Origin of the sequence: Streptomyces sp. NPDC020875, from assembly GCF_040641415.1 — a bacterium.
GTDB lineage: Bacteria > Actinomycetota > Actinomycetes > Streptomycetales > Streptomycetaceae > Streptomyces.
Genome location: NZ_JBFADP010000076.1, coordinates 1 through 21623 on the forward strand (window position 1 = coordinate 1; position 21623 = coordinate 21623).

Annotated in this window: 11 protein-coding genes; 7 read left to right on the forward strand and 4 right to left on the reverse strand. The window is 74.7% G+C overall.

The features are described from left to right. Window positions 1-176 precede the first annotated feature (176 nt). On the reverse strand, window positions 177-671 hold the full coding sequence (locus AB0G74_RS31085) for a transglycosylase SLT domain-containing protein (RefSeq protein ID WP_361153066.1): 495 nt from the start codon (window positions 669-671) through the stop codon (window positions 177-179). A 674-nt stretch (window positions 672-1345) separates the two neighbouring features. Here AB0G74_RS31085 and AB0G74_RS31090 point away from each other — a divergent pair. The 4 genes from AB0G74_RS31090 (at window position 1346) to AB0G74_RS31105 (ending at window position 5700) form a co-directional block, all read left to right on the forward strand. Beyond that, the gene (locus AB0G74_RS31090; RefSeq protein WP_358828824.1) at window positions 1346-2191 is read left to right on the forward strand and encodes a helix-turn-helix transcriptional regulator; all 846 of its coding nucleotides are present in this window, start codon (window positions 1346-1348) and stop codon (window positions 2189-2191) included. After that, window positions 2188-2985, forward strand: coding sequence for an SAM-dependent methyltransferase (locus AB0G74_RS31095; RefSeq protein ID WP_361153070.1), 798 nt, complete (start codon window positions 2188-2190; stop codon window positions 2983-2985). Before AB0G74_RS31090 ends, AB0G74_RS31095 begins: the two co-directional genes overlap by 4 nt. Then, window positions 2982-4460: a helix-turn-helix domain-containing protein gene (locus AB0G74_RS31100; protein ID WP_361153073.1), complete on the forward strand. Its 1479-nt coding sequence runs from the start codon at window positions 2982-2984 to the stop codon at window positions 4458-4460. The genes AB0G74_RS31095 and AB0G74_RS31100 overlap by 4 nt, the downstream gene beginning before the upstream one ends. A gap of 388 nt (window positions 4461-4848) precedes the next feature. Then, window positions 4849-5700, forward strand: coding sequence for a hypothetical protein (locus tag AB0G74_RS31105; RefSeq protein ID WP_361153076.1), 852 nt, complete (start codon window positions 4849-4851; stop codon window positions 5698-5700). Between the two features lie 109 nt (window positions 5701-5809). Here the strand turns inward: AB0G74_RS31105 and AB0G74_RS31110 are convergent, their stop codons facing one another. Continuing rightward, entirely contained in the window at window positions 5810-6853 is a 1044-nt protein-coding gene (locus tag AB0G74_RS31110) for a polysaccharide deacetylase family protein (RefSeq protein WP_361153079.1), read from the reverse strand. 512 nt (window positions 6854-7365) lie between these two features. Between AB0G74_RS31110 and AB0G74_RS31115 the strand changes: the two genes are divergently transcribed. From AB0G74_RS31115 to AB0G74_RS31125, 3 genes are all read left to right on the forward strand, one after another. Beyond that, on the forward strand, window positions 7366-10506 hold the full coding sequence (locus AB0G74_RS31115; RefSeq protein WP_361153081.1) for an AMP-binding protein: 3141 nt from the start codon (window positions 7366-7368) through the stop codon (window positions 10504-10506). Window positions 10507-10863: 357 nt separating this feature from the next. Then, window positions 10864-13953 (forward strand): amino acid adenylation domain-containing protein, encoded by a 3090-nt coding sequence (locus tag AB0G74_RS31120; RefSeq protein WP_361153084.1) that lies wholly within the window; start codon window positions 10864-10866, stop codon window positions 13951-13953. After that, window positions 13953-19736, forward strand: a complete 5784-nt coding sequence (locus AB0G74_RS31125) for an amino acid adenylation domain-containing protein (protein ID WP_361153086.1) — start codon at window positions 13953-13955, stop codon at window positions 19734-19736. The genes AB0G74_RS31120 and AB0G74_RS31125 overlap by 1 nt, the downstream gene beginning before the upstream one ends. Before the next feature lie 117 nt (window positions 19737-19853). Here AB0G74_RS31125 and AB0G74_RS31130 read toward each other — a convergent pair whose 3' ends face one another. Both AB0G74_RS31130 and AB0G74_RS31135 read right to left on the reverse strand, forming a co-directional pair. After that, complete coding sequence (locus AB0G74_RS31130; protein ID WP_361153089.1) at window positions 19854-20723, reverse strand: alpha/beta hydrolase; 870 nt, start codon at window positions 20721-20723, stop codon at window positions 19854-19856. A gap of 41 nt (window positions 20724-20764) precedes the next feature. Continuing rightward, a complete protein-coding gene (locus tag AB0G74_RS31135) occupies window positions 20765-21598 on the reverse strand; it encodes a class I SAM-dependent methyltransferase (RefSeq protein ID WP_361153092.1) in 834 nt (277 codons plus the stop codon). Between the last annotated feature and the right edge of the window lie 25 nt (window positions 21599-21623).

Sequence of the window (21623 nt, forward strand, 5' to 3'; positions counted from 1 at the left end):
CCCGATCGGGCGTGCGGGGCGATCTTAACGCGCGGGCCGGGGCCGGGGACACCCGCTTTTCGCGGTGTTCCCGGCCCCGGCTCGTGAGCGGCGGGGCCTGCGGCCCGGCGGGTTCCGCGTGATGTCGCGGCGGCCGGGGCAGGGACCGGGCGGGGGTGCGGCCCGGCCCTGTCCGGTCAGTACGGGCCGAAGACGTTGTCGATGGAGCCGTAGCGGTCGGCCGCGTAGTTGGCGGCGGCGACGATGTTGGCGACCGGGTGGAACGGGTCGTTGGGGGTACCCGCCACCCAGTAGGCGCGGAACGTCGGGTCGATCACCTGGAGCAGCCCCTTCGAGGGCGTTCCGTTGATCGCGTTGATGTCCCAGTTGTTGATGGCCAGCGGGTTGCCGCTGGACTCGCGCATGATGTTGCGGTGCAGCCCCTCGTACGTTCCGGGGATGCCGTTCAGCCGCATGACGTCGAGCGACTCCAGGATCCAGCCGTTGAGGTTGTTCGGATACGAGACGGCGGCGGCCTGCGGGGCGGGAGCGGCGGCGGCCGGGGCGGCGGTCGCGGTACCGGGGACGAGGGCGAGCGTGACGGCCAGGGTGCCCGCGGCCGTGAGCCCACCGGCCCAGGCCCGACGGGTCGCGGACCGGCCAAGGCGCGGCTGCGTACGGAAAACGGACATGCTGAGGTAACCCTTCAGATGGGAGCACCGCACACGGGGACGGGAGCCGTAAACGACTCCGGTGGCGGCGTGGAGGGATTCTTAGCGTTGGCGGGGAGATCTGACAACGCCGGGCTGCTAACCCGGATAGTGGATCTCAGTCGGGCCCGCGGACGCTCTCCCGCCCTTCGCCGGGGGCCGGAACCGCGGGACCACCACTAAGGACCTTCGTATGTGATGTGCGTCCCACGGCGGAATATCCGGGCGACATGCGAAATATTCCGCTAGATGTCCGGAATGCACTTCGGGGCCGCGAACCGCTTTCCCCGATCCGAGCATTACGGGCGGACAAAAGGGGCACAAGCCATCAGAGCTAGAGATATCCACTGATATCCGGAAAAAGGGCGTCGGCTCGGCGGTGCCGGATCTCTCACGGTCACCCGGCGCTCGCCACGGGCCCGGACACTTCCGGCCCGGCGCGTCGCCCGCCTCGTCGCACATCCGGACGAGGATCGGCCGAGGGACCTACCCCCGTAAGGCCCCTCGACCGCAATCACGCCCCGGCGGGCGGCTGTTGAGGCCCGGACGGCGTATGCGTGATCGTGGACATACAAAGGGTTGCGCCCGGAGATTGCAAGCGACAAGGTATGCACTGTCCGCAGATTGCGGAGACTGCCGGAGAGGGGTGTCCGTCCGTGGCACGGGAGCGTTCCGGCCGGACCCTCGCACATCTCGTGCTGGCCACCCGGCTCAGGATCCTGCGCGAGGCGGCGGGGCTCTCCCGGGAGGCGGCGGCCGAGGCGCTCGGCGCCCATCCCGCCACGGTCCGCCGGATCGAGCAGGCCCAGACATCTCTCGATCCCGGGCAGGTCAGAACCCTGTTGACGGCGTACGGCTCGGCTCCCGCCGAGGTCGAGGAGACCCTCGGAAAGCTGACCGCGGCCAACCGGCCCGGCTGGTGGCATCCCTGGCGGGCCGTCATGGAACCCTGGCAGTTCGATCTGATGAGTGTGGAGTCGGCGGCCAGCATCGTCCGCAGCTGGGACCCCGTCCTCGTACCGGCCCTGCTGCGTACCCCGGCCTACGCCCGCGCCCTCGACGACGTACTCCGCCCCGATCTGTCACCCGCCGAACGGGAGCGCCGCGCCGAACTCCTCGCCGAGCGCCGCGAGCGGCTGCGCGAGCGGCGGACCCGGGTCTGGGCGCTGATGTCCGCGGCGGGGCTGCGGACCGTCGTCGGCGGCCGTGAGGTGATGGCCGAGCAGATCGACGCCCTGCGGGCCGCCGCCGAGCAGTCGTACGTGACGCTCCAGATCCACCCCGTCGACAGCCCGCCGCACGCCCTGACGGGCATCCCCGCCCTCACCTTCTTCCGGGTCGACGTGCCGGGGATACCCGACCACGTGGTCCGGGAGGGCGGACTCGCCGGAGCCGCCGACGTCTGGGACGCCGACACCACCGTGACGGCGTACCGGCGGCTCCTCGACTACTCCTGCGCCACCGCGCTCCATCCCGATATGTCGAAAGAGGCCCTGGAATGACCGAACCCACCGAACTTCCCCCCAGGATCGACAAGTCCGTCGCCCACAGCGCCCGGGTCTGGAACTACTGGCTCGGCGGAAAGGACTGGTTCGACGCCGACAAGTCCGCGGGGGACGCCTACCGCGCCAAGTACCCGCTGATCGAGCCGTTCGCGCAGGAGTCCCGCGGCTTCCTGGTCCGTACGGTGAGCTGGCTGGCCCGGGAGGCCGGGGTCCGGCAGTTCCTCGACGTGGGCGCCGGACTGCCGACCGCCAACAACACCCATGAGGTGGCCCAGCGGATCGCGCCCGAGTCCCGGGTGGTCTATGTCGACCACGACCCGCTGGTGCTGCTGCACGTCCACGCGATGGGCGAGAGCACCAACGAGGGCGCCATGGATTACGTCCTCGCGGATATGCGGGACACCGACGCCGTACTGGCGGGGGCCGCCCGGACACTCGACCTCGACGAGCCCGTCGCCCTGGTCATCAATGACGTACTGGGGCACATCGTGGAGTGGCCCGACGCGCTCGGCCTGGTCCGCAGGCTGGTGGATCGGCTGCCTTCGGGGAGCTATCTCTCCCTCAGCCACTCCACCGCGTCCGACGAGGAGCACCGCGCGGTGCAGGAGGAGTACAACACCTCCGGGGCCATCCCCTACATCTTCCGCGGGCCGGAGGTCACCCGGGCTTTCTTCGACGGCCTCGACCTGGTCGAACCCGGCTTCGTGTGCTGGCCGGACTGGCGGCCCGACGCCACCACCGGACGGCTGACCGAGCGCGCCGGGTGGGGCGGCGTGGCCCGGATCCGGTGACCGCGAGAGGCTCGGGCCGGGCGCGGCCCGTATCCGCGCCCGGCCCTCGGCCGGTCGACCCCCGGGACCATCTGGCGGTACGGCGGCTCACCCATGCCGCGACCCACTCGGCGGCGCTGCTGATCGCCGAGGCGGCGGTACTGGCCGAGGGCTGGGTCGTCCTGGTGGACCCGGTGGCGGGTCCCGTGCACAGCGCGCCGCCGGGCGCCGGGCCCTCGGGGGCGCGCGCCGCGGCCTCCCCTCAGGCGTACCCGCAGCTGACCGTCCATCATGTCGCGGGCGGGGTACTGGTCCTCGGGCCCGGCCGGGCGACGTCACCGGAGCGGGCGGCCCTGATCGCCCGGACCACCGCGGATCTACTGCGGGTACGGGCCCGGCGGGCGGACGAGACCAGCCGGGCCGAGCAGCGGCTGCACACCGCGATCCTCCGGCTGCTGCTGGCCGGGGAGCACCGGCTCGCCGTCGATGTACTCGGCGGCACCACCGCCACCCACGCCACGGTGTACCGGCTCACGGGGCACGCCGCGCCGGTCGCCCATCAGGCGCTCTGGCGGGCGGCCCGGCCGGGCACGGCGGACCCCCGGGTCCTGATCTGTCTGGAGCGGGGCGAACTGGTGGTACTCGCCCTCCACGACGGCGGTACCGAACTCGCGGGCCGCCACCCCGCCCATCCGCTGATCGCCGGGGTCGCGGAGCGGCACCGGCTGACGGGCGCCTCGGCGGCACCCGTCCCCCTCGACATGGTCCCGGCGGCCTGGCCGGAGGCCGGGTCCCCGGTACCGGGACCGGCCGGGGACCGGCTGGGTTCCGCCGTCGGCCTGGGGGCGGGCGAACTCCTCCGGGTGATCCCCGCCGACCGGCTCGCCGCCTGGGCCTCGGCGGTTCTCGGGCCGCTCGGCCACGAACGGCGCCGGATCCTGGAGTGCAGGCTGCGGACCGGTTCGGCACTGGCGGCGGCGGGGGCGCTCGGGCTGTCGGAGGGCACGGTACGGTCCCGGCTGCGGGCGGTCGGCACGCTGCTGGCGGTCGACCTCGACGATCCGACCGTACAGGCCCGGCTGCTGCTGGCGCTGCGCGCCCCGGCCGGGTCCCCGCCGGTACCCGGGGCCGGTCCGGTGGCCGCGCCCGGCGTGCCGTCGCGGCCCGCCGTGCCCACGGCGCTGCTCACCCCGGACGAGGCCCGGCGCTGGGCCGCCGACGTCCTGGAACCGCTCGACACCCGGCTGCGGATAGCGCTCCGGCAGTGGCTGCTGCACCGGGGCAGGACCGCGCCCGCCGCCGCGGCGCTCGGGGTGCACCGCAGCACCCTGACGGCCTGGCTGACGGAGTGCGGCGGGCTGCTCGGGGTGGATCTGTCGTCCGCGACGGTACGGTCCGAACTCCATCTGGCGCTGGAGACGGCGGCGGGTCCCGGCGACGACGCGTCGGCGCTCCCGCGCCGGGGCGGGCGGACCTATCGCGCTCCGCGCCTCTGAAGCGCCGCGCCGCTGCGCGGGGGCGGGACGGCGCGTCCCGTGCCGGAGCCGCGTATGTCCGGCACCGTTTCGCGGGAGCGGGACGGTGCGTCCCCCGGCCGTCCGCCCACGACGGCTCGCCGCGACCGGGCGCGCGGGAGAGCGCGAGAGCGACCGGCCACGGGCCGCGGTGGACGGGCGGTCGGAGGACGCACCGCTCCCGTGTCGCCGCGGCCCGTACGCCGCGCCCCCGCTGACCGCGCCGGAGGCGGACCGGTGGGAAATCGGTGGGGAATCGATACTGCTTGCGCCGGGAGAGTGCTCGTTCGGGGCGCGGGGTCTCGGCTCGGGGCCTATCGGGGATGTCCACGGTCCCGAACACCCCACACCCCACACCCGGGAGGAATCCATGACCGGCCGCGCGCCCCTCGTAGCCCTGCTCTCCGCCGCGACCCTCGCGCTCACCGTGACCGCCGCCGCGCCACCGCCCCAGGAACAACCGGGTGAGGGCGGGCCACAGCTCCAGGTGCCGCTCGATCACAACGGCTTCATGGGGCCGATCGTGACGGTCCCGGCCAAGGGCACCGTCGACACGTTCGTGCCCTGCCCCTCGGGGACCGTGCCCAGTGGCGGCGGGGGCGGGGTGACGGGACAGGGTTCCTTCATCTCCAGTTCCTCGCCGTCCGGCAACGGCTGGGCCCTCAAGGCCAGCAACATCACCGACACCCCCAAGCAGGCCGCCGCCTACGCGGTCTGTACCGCGGCCACCCACACCCGGGTGGCGGGGTCCCGGGTCACCGTCCAGGGCGCCGGAAACGTGACGGCCTTCGCCGACTGCCCCTCCGGCTGGCGGCCGTCCGGCGGCGGTTTCGTCACCAACGAGCCGTTCCTCTCCGCCAGCCGGATGGATGTCGACACCAACGGCCGCTGGCGGGTCGACCTGGCCAACAACGACGGTCTGCCGCACAGCGCGAGCGCGTTCGTCGTCTGTACCACCGTCCCCGTGACGATCCGGCAGACCAGCATCGTGCTCCAGTCCGGCGAGCAGAACCATGTCACCGCGGTCTGCCTGCCCGGCCAGCGGATCACCGGCGGCGGCGCGCACGCCCCGAACTCCGGTACCGGGGTGCCGCCGCAGCCCGGGGTGGCCATCAACACCAACCGGGGGCTGCCCGAGCCCACCGGCTGGGGTGTCCACGCCAAGAACCACACGGACCGGCCCCAGGAACTGTTCATCCAGGCGTACTGCACCACGTCCTGACCCACCGGCCCCGACCCGCGGATCGGGCAGCACCCACCGGTCCCGATCCGCGGTCCGGGCACCTCCGCGCGCCCCCTCCCCCGCCGGGAGGGGGCGCCCGCGCGTGCGGTCAGCGCTCGGCGGGCCGGCCCGCCAGCGCGTCGGCGGAGACGAAGCGGTAGTCGCGGGCCAGCAGCCCCTCGATCACCCCGGGCAGCGCCTGGACGCTCTGCCTCCGGTCGCCGCCGCCGTCGTGCATCAGGATCACGGAGCCCGGCCGGACGTGTTCGAGCACCGTACTCGTGATCTTCTCCGGCCCGGGTCTCGCCCAGTCCCAGGAGTCGACGTCCCAGAGCGCGAGGGCCGGGCCGCCCGCGAGGAGTTCGGCGAGCGATTCGGGGGTGCGGCAGCCGTACGGGGGCCGGAAGACCGTCGGGACGAAACCCACGGCCCGTTCGACGGCGTCGCTGGTCCGGTCGAGCTGAATCCGGAACTGGCGGGCCGTCAGATCCGGCAGGAACGGATGCGACCAGGTGTGGTTGCCCAGGCTGTGCCCGGCGTCGACGATCCGTCGCACCTCGTCGGGGAGGGCGGCGACATGGAGCCCGACGCAGAAGAACGTGGCGGACACCCCGTAGCGGGCCAGGATCGCCAGTACCTCCCCGGTGAGAACGGGGTCCGGGCCGTCGTCGAAGGTCAGGGCGATCTCCCGGCGGTCGCGCGGGCCGTGCCGGAAGCAGCGGCCCCGCCGGGTGAGTTCGGCCTCGGCACCGGCGCCGCGCCGGATCCCGTCGTGGTAGTCGTCGTCGCGGCCGGTCTGCCCGCCGCCCTCGGCGGTCAGCGGCGACAGGGACATCAGGTCGCGGCGGGCCCGTTCGGCGAGGGTCCGGGCCGGTACGGAGCCGAATTCGGGCCGGTCGGGGAGCACCCAGGGGTCGGCGCGGCGGACGTCGAGCCCGGCGGCCGTCAGCGTGCCGTCGACCAGTCCGTTGGTGCTGTCCACGACGACGGCGCACGGCTCGGCCGAGTGCCGGACGATCCGCTCCAGCCAGGACGTCAGTTCGGGCACCCGGTCGGCGCTCCAGCGCGTGGGGGCGAGGGCGCGTACCCCCGCGTCGTCGACGATCTCCACGTCATAGCCTTCGGCGGACCAGGCGATTCCCGCGTACAGCATGGTGGGTCCCTTCCTTCTCGCTCGCCCGGGCGCGTCGGAGCGCCCGGGTGGGGGCCGGATGGTGGGCGGGGTCGGGCCGGGGCCGGGCCGCCGGGGCCGTCCCACCGAGATCGTCGGCGGCTACGGCGGATACAGCGGGTACGGCGAATACGGCACGGGCGCCGCGGCGGACCGGCGGGGCGCCCGGTGTCCGAAAAGGGACGGGGCGCCGGGACGTGGCCGCCTCGGTCACCGGCTCCGCCCGGGGATGGTGCGGGTGATCCGGAAAACCTGCTCCGACGAGGGGTTATCCGGTTGTCCAGTGGTGGAGGAGGCCCGGTTCACGGGACCGATCCCCACCGATTTCCACGAACTCTCCATCATTGCGACACAAGTACGACAGTGGCGCGCTATCCTTCGCCGTACTCGCCAATGGTCCAGACCATACCCAAGGGCGACAACCGCGCGCTATGCCCATGACCGTCTCCGTGTGACCGTACCTGTCGGATCATCTCCTGTGCAGGTCAAAGCAGTTGGAGGGCATCATCAACGCACCGCCCGCTCCGCTCACCGTCCCCGATCTGCTGGACGCACGGGCCGCGAAACAGCCCGAAGGGCCCGCGATCCAGGTCCTCGGCGGTGCCTCGCTCAGCTACGGTTCCTGGCGCGATCGGGCCGTTCGGGCCGCCCGGGGGCTCACGGACGCCGGGATCCGGCCCGGGGACCTGGTGGCACTGCGCTTCACCGGCGAGGAGTGGGACCGGTACGCGGTGGCGTTCCTCGCCCTCCACTACGCGGGGGCCGCCGGACTGCCGCTGCGCGCGGACACGACCGGCCCGGAGGCGGCCCGGCTGGCCGGGCTCTGCGGGGCCGTAGCCGTTCTGCGCGGCGGCGAACTCCCGCCGCTGCCGGGCCCCTTGGCCGGGGCGGACCATCTGCTGGCGGCGGTGGAGGCGATCGCCGGTCCCGGGCCGGACGAACCGCCGTACCGGGCGGCGCCCGGGGACCGCGCCCAGGTCGTCGGCACCTCCGGCACCACCGGTGACCCCAAGGGCGTCATCGCCTCGCACGCCAATCTCACGGCCGGGCTGCGTCTGGCGCCCCGGCCGCGACCGTACGCCCATTCAAGGCACGCCCTGCACGCCTTCCCGATCGGCACCAATGCGGGCCAGATGATGATCATGACCGCCCTCACCGGGGCGCCCGCGGTCGTCGCGCTCCCCCGGTTCGACGCCGACGAGTTCGGCCGGGCGGTGGCGGACCTGGCCGCGGGCACGGTCTTCGTGGTGCCGTCGATGGCGATCGAGCTGCTGAACTCGGGGGTGTTACGGCACCACGACTTCTCGTCCGTACGGCTGTTCAGCTGCTCGGCCGCCGCGCTGCCGGGTCCGGTGGCGCTGGCCCTGACCGAGGCGCTGCCGGGGACCGCCGTGGTCAATGTCTACACCTCCGCCGAGTCGTCGCCCGCCCAGGTGTCGATGATGGTCGACCCGGCGCGGCCTGGCTCGGTGGGCCGTCCGGCCGACCCGGGCGAGCTGCGGATCCTCGGCCCGGACGGTGCTCCCGTACCGCCCGGGGGCACCGGTGAGGTGTGGCTGCGCCAGCTCGGCCCCCGGCGCGGCTATGCCGGCGACGACACCGCGTCGGCCCGGGTGTTCCGGGACGGCTGGGTCCGGATGGGGGATCTGGGGCGGCTGGACGCCGAGGGCTTCCTCCATCTCGTGGACCGCGAGAGCGATGTCATCAAGTCCGGGGCGCTGAAGGTCTCCACCCTGCGAATCGAGGAGGTGCTGTACGAGTATCCGGAGGTCGCGGAAGCTGCGGCGCTCGGGGTACCGCACCCGGTGATGGGGTCGGTGCCGGTGGCCGTGGTGGTCCCCGCCGCCGACGGCCTCGACCCGGACGCGCTCCGGCTCTTCCTCTCCACCCGGCTGGCGCGGGCCGAGTTGCCGGTCCGGATCCTGCTCGCGGACGAACTGCCGCTCAACGCCTCCGGAAAGGTGGTCAAGCACCGGCTGCGCGCGCTCTTCGACGCCACGGACCCGGCCACCGGGGGTACCGCGGCGGTGTCCGCCGGGGCGGGGCCGGCGCCGGGGACCGCGACCGAGGTGCGGCTGGCCGCGATCTGGTACGAGGTGCTGGGCCGCCCGGTGCGGTCGGTGACGGACGAGTTCTTCGCCCTGGGCGGCGACTCCTTCCGGGCCGTCCAGCTCGCCGCCGCGGTCTCGGAGCGGTTCGGGGTGGAGACCGGGGCCGCCGTCGTCTTCGGCCGGCCGTCGCTGCGGGCCCAGGCGGCCTGGCTGGACGGAGCCGCGACCGCCGCGACCGTCCCGGCGGACAACGGGGGCGACCCCGGCGACCCGGCGGGGGCCGATGCGGTGATCCCCGCGTTCCCGCGCGCCCTGCGGGCCCTGCCGCACGAGGTGCCGCTCACCTCGCAGCAGGAGAACTTCCTCGACTGGATGGCCGGGGAGGCCGGGCGGGACGTCGGCGCCGTGACCGCGCAGTTCCGGGTCGCGGACCGGCTGGACGCCGGGGCGCTGGGCCGGGCCGTGACCGAGCTGGTACGGCGCCATCCGGCGCTGCGGACCAGGTTCGTCCCCGCCCCGGGCTCCGTACCGGGCCTGGCGCGTACCGTCCTCGACCCGGAGCCCCGGACCCGGATCACCCTGCGGGACGCGCCGGGCGCGTCAGACGACGAGGTCGACGCGCTGCTGATCGAGGAGCGGGACCGGCTGACCGATCTGGCCGTCGATCCGACGGTCCGGCTGCTGGTGGTGAGCCGCGCCCCCGACGACCACATCGTGCTGCTGGCGGTCCATCACATGGTCGCCGACGGCTGGTCCGTCGGTGTGCTCCTGCACGAACTGGGGCTCGCCTACGACGCGGTACGCCGGGGCCGGGCCCCCGGACTGCCCGAGCAGCCGATGCCGTACCCGGAGCTGGTGCGGTGGATGAACGAGCGGTGGCCCGCCGGGCGGCGGCACTTCGCCGCGGCACTGGCCGGGGCGCCCGCGGCCGTCGACCCGTTCCCCGGGCGGCGTGCCGTCGACCGGGTGCACACCGTCGCCCGGCCGTTCACTGTCGGCGCCGACCCGGCCGGACGGCTGCGCAAGCGGGCGGCGGAGCTGGGGGTGACCCCGTTCATGGCCGTCGCCGCCCTGTGGAGCGGGCTGCTGGCGGCCCGCTCGGGACGGACCGATCTGGTCCTGATGACCCCCGTACCGGGCCGGACCCGGCCGGAGGCGCAGCGGACCGTGGGCTGTCTGGTGCAGTCCCTGCTGCTGCGGGTGGACTGCTCCGGCGGGCCCGGCTTCGCCGAGCTGGCCGAGCGGGTCCGGCGGGCGTCGACCGCGGCACTGGACCATCAGCTGTATCCGTACGCCGAGTTCACCCCGGCGGTGACCTTCCCGGCCTGGCTGCGGTACGAGAACTGGGCGGCCGACGCCCATCTCCCCGGGCTGGCCTGCGAACCGTGGACCCTGCCGCGCGGTACGACGGTGCCGTGGCCGCTGCCCGGCGGCGATCTCGGAGTGCCCGAGCTGACGGTGGTCGAGCAGCCGGACGGCGAGCTGAGCTGCTTCGTCCAGTACAACGCCCTGGCCTTCGACGAATCCCTGATCGACGCCCTGGCGGCCGAGTTCACGGCCGCGCTGACCGACGCGGGCGCGTAACACCCGAACCGCCACGACAGACCACGGGAGCCTCCGGGTTCCCGACCGCACCCGGCCGACGGCGTCCGGGGGTCCGGCAACGGCGCCGGACCCGGGCGGGCCGGACCCGCACCCGTACGCCCGGGCGCATACCCCCCGCGCCCGTCCGGCGGACCCCTGAATCCGGCCTGCCCCGACCCGTGAACAGTGCACCCGCCCGCCTTCTTCGGGGCGGTTTATCAGCCTTTTTCACACCCTGACCGTCCGTGGGTCTCCCCAGCCCCATTCACACCTCTCCCTCCCTTCCGTCTCTCCCGTCTCTCTCGTGTTCTTCCGACCGACCGACTCACCACGACCGACCAACCTGAGGAACCCCCCGTGACCAGCTTTCCCGTCGGACCCGCGCCCCACGGCCTCTGGGTCTCCGAGCGACTCGCCCCGCTCGGCGCCGTCAACCATCTGCCGTTCGCCGTCCGCTTCGAGGGCGATCCCGACCTCCCGGCGCTCACCTCGGCCGTCGCCGATCTCACCGCCCGTCATCCGGCTCTCTCCCTGACGGTCCGCGAGGAGGACGGCATACCCGTCTTCGCCCCGGGTCCGAGACCCGGCCTGGCGATACGGGCATGCGCACCGGACCTGCTGGCCGGGGAACTGCTCGCCGCGAGCGCCGCGCCGTTCGACCCGGCGGCCGGACCGCTGGTCCGGTTCACCCTGTTCACGACCGGCCAGGGGCGGGCGACCCTGCACGGGGTCGCGCACCATCTCGTCTTCGACGGCGCCTCCACCGATGTCCTGCTGGCCGACCTCGCCGCCGCGTACGCCCACCGCGCCGGTCACGGCCCCGCCCCCGAACCGCTCCCGGCCCCGGACGGCGCGCCCACCGGCCCCGGCCCGGCGGCCGTCGCCGCCGCCGTCGCCCACTGGGCGGACCGCCCGATGCCGGGACCCGCCGTCGCCCTCCCCGGTCTGGCGCCCGGAGCCGACCAGAGCGGCACCGGACCGGGCGCCGTGACGGGCTTCGAGCTCGACCCGGCGCTCCGGGACGGGCTGACCCGGACCGCGGGCGAACTGGGCGTCACCGTCTTCGAACTGGTCCTGGCAGCCGTGCACACCCTGCTCACCCGGTACGGCAACGAGCACCCGGCGACCGCCGTCGGGCTCGGGACCCGCTCCCCCGGCGACGTCCACCGGATCGGGATGTACGCCAATGAGTTGCCGGTGGTGACGTCCCCCGACCCGGCCGCCCCGTTCGACGCGTTCGCCCGGACCGTCCGTACGGCGCTGCGCGACTGCTATCCGCACCGGGCGGTTCCGCTGGCCCGCGCCGTCCCGGGGCTTCCACCCGGGGTGACGGCCGCGCCGGTGACGGTCACCTACCGCCGCCGGACCGGGCCCGTCGCCTTTCCGGGGCTCGGTACCTCCGTCGACTGGGTGCTCTTCCCCGGGACGGCCAGGGGCGCGCTCCGGATCCATCTGCTGGACGGCCCGGACCGGCTGGAGGTGCGGCTGATGCACCGTACGGAGGTGCTGTCCCCAGCCTCCGCCGAACGGATCGGGGACCATCTGCGCGCCCTGCTCGCCGCCGTCGTCGCGGCCCCCGGGACCCCGCTGGCCGAGCTGTCGTTCCTCGGCGCGGCGGAGTCGGAGCCGCTGCGCGGGCCCGAGCCCGCGGCCGACGCGGCCGGGGCCGCCCTGCCCGCTCTGCTGGCCGCCGCGTTCGCCGCGCATCACGACCGGCCGGCCCTGACCGACGGCGAGCGGACCATCGGCTACGGCGAACTGGGCGCGGCCGTCACGCGGCTGGCGCGGCGGTTGACGGCCGCCGGGGTCGGCCCGGGGACGGTGGTCGCGGTCTGCGCCGAGCGGTCCGCCGAGGCGGTGGCCGCGCTGCTCGCCGTGGGGCTGGCCGGGGGCGCCTATCTGCCGGTCGATCCGGCCTATCCGGCGGAGCGGGTGGCGTTCGTGCTGGCCGACGCGGGCGCGCCGGTCGTCCTGGCGCAGCGGCGCACCGAGGACCGGGTGGCGGGGCCGGGCCGGATCCTGCTGCTGGACGACGTCTTCGCCGAGCCGACCGGGTCCGGGACGACCGCCTCGGCCGAACCGGTGTTTCCGGTGGCGGGTCCGGACGATCTCGCCTATCTGATCTACACCTCGGGTTCCACCGGCCGCCCCAAGGGCGTGGAGGTGCCGCACGGCGCCCTGGCCCATCTGCTGCTGGCCTTCCGGGACCTGCTGGGCTCCGGGCCCGCCGATGTCTGGCTGGCCGTCACATCGCTCTCGTTCGACATCTCCGCCCTGGAGTTGCTGCTGCCGCTGGTCACCGGCGGCCGGGTGGTGATCGCCGCAGAGCCGGAGACCCGGGACGGCCGGGCGCTGACGGCTCTCGCGGAGCGGTACGGGGTGACCCATCTCCAGGCCACTCCGTCGGGCTGGCGGCTGCTGCTGGACGCCGGGTTCACCGCCCCCGCCCTGACCGCCCTCTGCGGCGGCGAGGCACTGCCCCTGCCGCTGGCCCGGCGGCTGCGGGAGCGCGTGGGACGGCTGTGGAACGTCTACGGGCCCACCGAGACCACGATCTGGTCCACCGCCGCCGAAGTCCCCGCCGACGCCGGCCGGGTGACCGTCGGCCGTCCGATCGCGGGCACCACGGCCCTCGTCCTCGATCCCGGTGGACGGCCCGTACCGCACGGCACCACCGGTGAACTGGCGCTCGGCGGCGCGGGCCTGGCCCGCGGCTACCGGGCTCGGCCCGAGCTGACCGCCGACCGATTCCGGGTCGATCCGCGGACCGGCGACCGCTACTACCGCACCGGCGATCTGGCCCGGGTCGGCCCCGGCGGCGTACTGGAGTGCCTGGGCCGGATCGACGACCAGGTCAAGCTGCGGGGCCACCGGATCGAGCTGGGCGAGATCGAGGCCCGGGCCCTGGAGCACCCGGCGGTCGCCGCGGCGGCGGCCGCGGTCCGCGGGGACGCCGACGCCCCCGGCGGGCAGTCGCTCGCCCTCTATCCGGTGTGGCGGGCCGGGGTACCCGAGCCGTCACCGGCCGAACTACGGGCGTTTCTCGCCCTGACCCTGCCGGAGGTCATGGTCCCCGGAGCCGTCCGGCCGCTGGCCGGGCTGCCGTTGACGCCCAACGGCAAGACGGACCGGCGGGCCCTGCCCGAACCCGTACGGGATGACGTACCCGACGGCCCGCCGGACACCCCGGGCGGCGAAGGCGAGCCGTGGGACGAGCTGACCGAGGAGGTCGCGGGCATCTGGTGCGAGGTGATGGGACTGCCGTCCGTGGGGCTCCACGACGATCTGTTCGACCTGGGCGCGCACTCGCTGACGATCACTCAGGTCGCGGCCCGGATCAGGGACCGGATGGGGGCCGACGTCCCGCTCACGGTGTTCTACGACGACCCGACGGTGGCCGCCGTGGCCGACGCCGTCACCGTCGAACTCCTCGCCGGGGAGGTGTGATGGAACGCGAGACCACAGCACCCGCGCCGGTCCGCGCGCCGCGCCGTGCCCTCACCGCCGAGCAGCGCGCCCTGCTGGCCCGGCGGCTGCGGGAGCGGCCCGCCGCCGCCCGGGCCGCGACGGTGCCCCCGCGCCCGGACGGGACACCGGTTCCCCTCTCCCTGGCCCAGGAGCGGCTCTGGTTCGTGGAGCAGCTGACCCCGGGCACGGCCGCGTACGTCCTGCCGCTGGCGGAACGGCTCACCGGTCCGCTGCTCCCCGCCCTGCTGGCCCGGGCGTTGCGGCTGGTCACAGTCCGCCACGAGCAGCTGCGCGCCTCGTTCCCGGCCGGTGAGGACGGGATGCCCCTGGTCCGGATCGCGCCCGCCGACGGTTTCAGCGTGCCGTGGCGGACGGTGGACCTGGCGGACGTCCCGGCCGGGCGCCGGGAGGACGCGGCCCGTACGGCGGTGGAGGAGGAGGTCGCCCGGCCTTTCGACATCGCGGCCGGGCCGCTGATCCGCGTCCTGCTGCTGCGGCTGGCCGACGACGACCACGTCCTGGTGGTCTGTCAGCACCATCTGACCGGCGACGGCTGGTCGACCGGGGTACTGCTCGACGAACTCCTCACCGGCTACGACACCCTGGCGGCCGGGGAGCGGCCCGAGCCGCCGGTGACACCGGCGCTCCCGGCGCTTCCGGTGACGTACGGCGACTACGCGCACTGGCAGCGGGCCCGGCAGGAGCTGCCGGGCGCCGAGGCCGGGCTGCGGTACTGGTGCGCGGCGATGGCGGGGGTGCCGCCGCTGGAGCTGCCCACGGACCGGCCCCGGCCCGCCGTACCGGGCCCCGGCGGTGCCACCCACTCCTTCCGGCTGGATCCGGCGGCCCACGAGGCGGCCAAGGCTCTCGCCCGGGAGCGGGGCGCCACGCTCTACATGACCCTGCTCGCCGCCTTCCAGGTGGTGCTGGCCCGCTGGTCGGGGCGGACCGACTTCGCGGTGGGCACCCCGTTCGCGGGCCGTCCGGCACAGGAGACGGAGGGCCTGGTCGGGCTGTTCAGTACGGTGCTGCCGATCCGGGCCGATCTGAGCCCGCCCGGGGACGGCGGCGAAGGAAACGGCGCAGGAGCCGGGGCCGGGTCCGGGTCCGGGTCCGGGGACATCACACCGGACTTCGGCACCGTGCTCGCCCGGGTCAAGTCGGCCGCCCTCGGCGCCCAGCGGCATCAGGAGACCCCGTTCGAGCGGCTGGTGGAGGCGCTGGACCTGCCCCGGGACGTGGGGCGCCCGCCCCTGTTCCAGGTGTCGTTCGCCCTGCAGAACCACCGGGCCAGGACCGTCACCCCCCGGGGGCTCGCCGCCCGTACGTTCCCCTTCTCCGGCGGCGGTGTCCATCTGGATCTGGGGCTCTACTGCACCGAGACCGGTGCGGGACTCGACGCCTTCCTCACCTATCGCACCGATCTGTGGGACGCGGACACCATCGCCCGGCTGGCCGGGCACTGGCAGCGGGTACTCGCCGGGGCGGCGGCCGATCCCCGTGCCCCCGTCGGCACGCTGGAACTCCTTTCGCCCGAGGAACGGCGACGGGTCCTCACCGAGTGGAACGACAGCGGTCCGGCGCTGCCGGAGGCCGCGACCCTGGCCGACGCGGTGGCCGCGCAGGCGGCCCGTACCCCCGGGGCCACGGCCCTCGTCCACGGCACGAAGACGCTGACCTTCGGCGAACTCGACCGGCGGGCCAACCGGCTGGCGCATGTCCTGCGGTCGTCGGGCGCCGGACCGGGCGGGCTGGTCGGCGTCTGTCTCGACCAGGGCGTGGAGCAGGCCGTGGCCCTGCTGGCGGTGCTGCGGTCCGGGGCGGCCTATGTGCCGCTGGACCCGGAGCAGCCCCGGCCCCGGCTCGCCCATATGCTCACCGACTCCGACCCGGTGGTGATCGTCACCACCGGCGACCGGCACGCCCTGGTCGCCGACACCGGGGCGCCCGTCCTGCTCCTCGAAGGGCTGGCGGACCGGCTCGCGGCCGTACCGGACACTCCACCCGGCGACGGGGCGGGCCCGGACGATCTGGCGTATGTCATCTACACCTCGGGGTCGACGGGAACGCCCAAGGGCGTGGCCGTCCAGCACCGGCAGGTACTCACTTATCTCGCGGGGGTACGGCGGCGGTTCGCCGAGGCCGGGCTGGCGGACGGCGCGCGGTACGTCCTCCTCCAGTCGCTGGCCTTCGACTTCGGTCTGACGACGCTCTATCTGTCGCTGACGACGGGCGGCTGTCTGCATCTGCTGGCGCCGCGCACCCCCGGCCCCGAACTGGCGGACTATCTCGCCGGGCACCGGATCGACTGTATGAAGCTGACGCCGTCGCATCTGGCGGCGCTCGGCGCCGAGACGGGCGATACGGCGGCGCTGCTGCCGCGCCGGCTGCTGATCCTCGGTGGAGAGGCGTCGGGCTGGGAGTGGAGCCGGGCGCTGGCGTCGACGGCGGCCGGGACCGGCTGCCGGGTGGTCAACCACTACGGCCCCACGGAGGCCACGGTCGGCGCGACCACGTTCCTGATCGACCCCGGCGAGCCGGCCGACGGGCCCACCACTCCCATCGGACGGCCGCTGCCCGGCGCCCGGGTCTATCTGCTGGATCCGCTGGGGGCGCCGGTGCCCCCGGGGGTGACCGGTGAGCTGTGGATCGGCGGGGACCGGCTGGCCAGGGGCTATCTGGGGCTGCCGGAGCTGACCTCCGAACGGTTCAGACCCGATCCGTTCGCCGGGCCCGCGCCGGACGGCGGCGACGGCGCCGCGCCCCGGATGTACCGGACCGGCGATCTGGCCCGGCACCGGCCCGACGGCACGATCGAGTTCCTGGGCCGGGGCGACGACCAGGTCAAGATCCGCGGCTACCGGGTCGAGCTCGGCGAGGCCGAGGCCCATCTCGCCGAACTGCCCGGAGTGGCACAGGCTGTGGCAGCCGCCCGGGGACCGGCGGGCGAACAGGTGCTGGTCGGCTATCTGGTGCCCGCCGAGGGCGCCGAGCCGCCGCCGCCCGCCGAGGCGCGCCGACTGCTGGCGGAGCGGCTGCCGGACTATCTCGTACCGTCGCGGTTCGTGGTGCTGCCCGAGCTGCCCCGGCAGGCCCACGGCAAGGTCGACCGGCGGGCCCTGCCGGAGCCGGGGGCGCCGGGGCCGCTGGACGGCGCGCCGTACACCGCCCCGCGCACCCCGGCCGAGGAGACCGTGGCCGCCGTCTGGGCCGAACTGCTGGGCGTGGCCCGGGTCGGCGCCCATGACGACTTCTTCGATCTCGGCGGGCACTCCCTGCTGGCGATGCGGATGGTCGCGGCGCTCCGCCGGGCGCTGGGCGGCGACGCGCGGATCACCCTGATGGACGTCTTCCAGGAGCGTACGGTCGCCGCGCTCGCCGCCCTCGCGGGCCGTTCGGAGGCCGAACGGGGCCCCCGGCGGCTGCTGCACGAGCTGACGCCCCGCCAGGCGCCGGGTGCCGTACGGCTCTCCCTGGTCTGCCTGCCGTACGGCGGCGGCAGCGCCGTTGCCTACCAGCCGCTGGCGGACGCCCTGCCGCCGGGGGTGGCGCTGCACGCGGTCGCCGTACCCGGGCACGACCTGGGGATGTCGGAGGAGTCGCTGCCGCTGGAGGAGGTGGCCCGGCGGTGCGCCGATGAGGTGCTGGCGGGCGTGCCGGGGCCGGTCGCGGTCTACGGCCACTGCGGGGTGGGCGCGGCGCTCGCGGTCGAGCTGGCCCGGCGGCTCGCGGCGGCGGGCCGGGAGCCCGCGGCGGTCTATCTCGGCGGGATCTTCCCGTTCGCCCGGCCGACGGAGGGACTGCTGGGGCTGTTCTCCCGGTTCTCCCTGGACCGGCGGCGCAGCGGGCGGCTCCATCTGAACTGGCTCCGCTCGATGGGCGCCGACCTGGAGGGGCTCGATCCGGAGCAGCTGGCGACGATCGTGGCGAACGTCCGGGCGGACTCCCGGGCCGCCGAGGAGTACTTCACGGAGCGGCTGGCGGGCGCCCGGGACGGGCTGTCGTCGCCGGTGATCTCGGTGATCGGCGGTGCGGACCCGGGGACGGAGTTCCATCGTGAGCGGTTCCGGGAGTGGGGCTTCCTCGGGACGACGACGGCGGTGGCCGTACTGGACGAGGGCGGCCACTACTTCCTCAAGCACCGGGCGGCCGAGCTGGCGGAGATCGTCACCACGGTCCATCCGGCGGTGCTGGCCGGGCGCGCGGCGGACGGCGCGCCCGGCACGGCGGAACCGGCGGAATCTGCGGGCCCGGCGGACACGGTGGACGTGACGGTCGCGGCGGACGCGGTGGATCCGGCGGCCGGGCTGGGGCGCGACCGGCGGCCCGACGGCGCCACCTGGTGGCTGGACGGGGTGCACCACGAGGTCGCCCCGCCGCCCGGGGAGGAGGCGGGCGGCGCCCGTACCCGGCGCGACACCCGGCGGTTCGTGGCGGTCGCCGGGTCGCAGATGGTGTCCCAGACCGGTTCGGCGCTCACCGAGTTCGCCCTGCCGCTGTGGATCTATCTCTCCACCGGCTCCGTCGCCTGGTTCGGTCTCTTCGCGGTCCTGGGGATCGTGCCGGGGCTGCTGGCGGCACCGGTGCTCGGCACCCTGGTGGACCGGGTCGACCGGCGGCGGGTGATGCTGGTGTGTACGGCGGTCTCCGGCGGTACGGAGGCCGTACTCGCCCTGCTCCATCTGGCGGGTGAGCTACGGGCCTGGCACGTCGGCACGCTGCTGGCGCTGCTGTCGGTCTCGCTCACCGGTCAGCGGCTGGCGTTCCAGTCGGCGATCCCGCAGCTGGTGCCGAAGCGGTATCTGGGCCATGCCAACGGGGTCGTCCAGATCTCCGGCGGGATCGCGCAGGTGGTCGCCCCGCTGGCGGCGGTCGGGCTGCTGGCCGCGATCGGCCTGGGCGGGGTGCTGTTGCTCGATGTGGTCAGCTACGCCGTCGCGGCCCTGGTCCTCGGGGTCGTACGGTTCCCCCGCACCCTGCCCGCCCAGCGGCGGGAAACGCTCCGTCAGGAGATCGTCGCCGGGTTCCGGCTGGTGACCGGGGACCGGGGCTTCCGGGCCATGCTGATCTTCTTCGCCCTGCTCAATCTCTTTCTGCCGGTCCTGTTCCAGCTGGTGTCGCCGCTGGTCCTGGGCTTCTCCACGCTGGGCTCGGTGGCGACGGTATCGCTGGCGGGCGGGCTGGGGGCCGTCGTCGGCGGTCTCGCGATGGGCTTCTGGGGCGGCCCCCGGCACCGCAGGATGCGCGGCATGCTGCTGGTGATCCCGGTACTCGCCCTGTTCTGCGTGCTCACCGGATCACGGGCCGATCTGCTGGTCGTCGGGGCCGGGGTGTTCGGGATGTCGGCATCGCTCTCCCTGCTCAACGGCATCTATCTGACGATCGTCCAGGTGAAGGTGCCGCAGCGGTTCCACGGCCGGGTGATGGCCCTCAACCAACTGGTCGCCTGGTCGACCCTGCCGGTGGGGCTGCTGCTGATCGCCCCGCTGGGGACCCGCTATCTGGAGCCGATGATGGCCGCGGACGGCGCGCTCGCCGCCGCGCTGGGGCCACTGATCGGTACCGGTGACGGCCGGGGTATCGGGCTGCTGTATCTGCTGCTCGGCGCCGCGATCCTGGTCCTGGGCGCGGTATCGCTGCGGATCCGGCCACTGGCCCGGTTCGACCGGGACGTCCCCGACGCCCGGGCCGACGACCTGGTGGGCCTGGCGGCGCTGGCCTCGGACCCGTCGTCGCCGAAGGCCCGGCCGGGTACGGCGTAACCGGCCCCGGGTCCGCCGGCCCCGAACACGGCGGACCGCCGTCCGTCCCGTGCCCTGTCGGCCGGGACGGACGGCTGGGCCGGGTCCGGGGCCGGTCCGGCGTCCGCGGATCCGGCCCTACGCGCCCACGGCGTCCCGGACGAATCGCCGCAGACGCGCCCGGACCAGGTCGGGCCGCTCCAGCCAGGGCTCGTGCCCCGCGCCCTCGATCGCGGTCAGTTCGACACCGAGCCGGTGGGCGAGCGACGCCAGCGACGCCAGGGGGCGGGGGTCGTCGGCCCCGCCCAGGATCTCCGTCCGGGCGGGCAGCCGGTCCCGCAGTTCGCCGAGGTGTCCGTCGAGTGGGTCCGCCCGGTTCTCCGCGCCGAGTTCCGTGTTCATGGCCCAGTTCACCGGGCGGCGCCGCCGGGCCTCCCGGGCCGCCAGGTGCCGACCGCGTACGGGGTCGGCGTGATCGGGGAACCACGACAGGGTGAGCAGTTCGACCTCCTGCTCCTCGGTCCGGTGCGCGAGGTCGCCCAGCTCCCGCAGCCGCTCCCGCAGCTCCGGGGACATCCGGCGATCGCGCTCCGCCCGCCACCCGGTCCGCCAGTCGCCGGTGAACGGCCCGCACATCAGCAGCGCCGCGGCGACCCGGGCGGGGTGTGCCAGACAGAACCGGCTGGCCAGATCGGCGCCGTAGGAGTGCCCGATCAGTACGGCGTGGGGGACGCCCCAGGCGTCGAGGAGTCCGGCGAGGTCGGCGATGTGCCGGTCGAGGGTGTGGTGTCCCCGCCACTGGGAGCGGCCCGTGCCGCGCTGGTCGTAGCGGTAGACGGGGGCGAGGTCCGCGATCATCGGGGCGATTCCGGCCAGATAGTCCGGCAGGCCGGGGCCGCCGTGCAGCAGTACGACGGCCGGGCGCCGTTCGCGGTCCCCCAGCGCCGTCCAGTGCAGTCGTGCCCCGTCCGCCGCCGCCACCAGGCCCGTTGTCTCCGTGAAGGTCATCGTCGAAAACCTACCGGTGTCGGCGCGGGGGCCCGGCGGGTTCAGGCGGTGGCGCGCAGCCGGGCGACGGCGTACGGGCGGCTGCCGAGGGTGACGGTACGGAAGAGCAGTCCCGCGGCCCGGTGGAGCGGGCTGATCCGTTCCATGATCCCGTACTCGGCGGCCAGTTCCCAGCCGGGGGCGAACCGGGCCAGCCGGTTCCCGTCGCGGGCGCCGGAGCGGAACCGGGCACCGGTCGCCTTGACGATGGGGTGGCGGTCGCTCAGGGCGATCCGGGGGTGGAAGTAGTCGGCGACGACCTCGGTGCCGGGGCCGAAGGCCCGTCGGCACACATCCAGGAAGGAGGTCAGCTCGCCCGGCTCCAGATACATCAGGACGCCTTCCGCGAGGACGAGAACCGGCCCCGGATCCGCGTCCGGGCCGGTGACGAGGGTGTCGGCCCAGTCGGGGTCGGCGAGCGACGCCGGGTGGAGCCGGGTCCGTTCGCCGGGGAGGAGTCCGCGGCGGAGTTCGATCACCTCGGGCCTGTCCACTCCGGCCCAGCGCAGGGTGTCCGGTACCTCGTCCGCCAGCCGGTGGGCGCGGGTGCAGAGCCCGATCCCGGCCGAGACCACGGTGCCCTCGGGGTGCTCCCGGGCGAACCGGCGGGTGAGGATGTCGAAGGCGATGGTCCGGTGGATGGAGCCGAGGGTGTTGCCCCGGTCCGCCAGCACCTCGGATCCGGTGTGTCCGGCCTCGTCGAGCAGCCGGGCCGCGACCGGGTCGTCGAGTCCGGCGGACGGCAGCAGCTCGGCGGCGTGCGCCCTGGCGTACAGCGGGGTCAGCAGGGTGCGGGCGACACCGGTCAGCCCGTGGGAGGGAGTCGAATCACTCATCGAGTTAGGCTTGCCTAACCAGGCA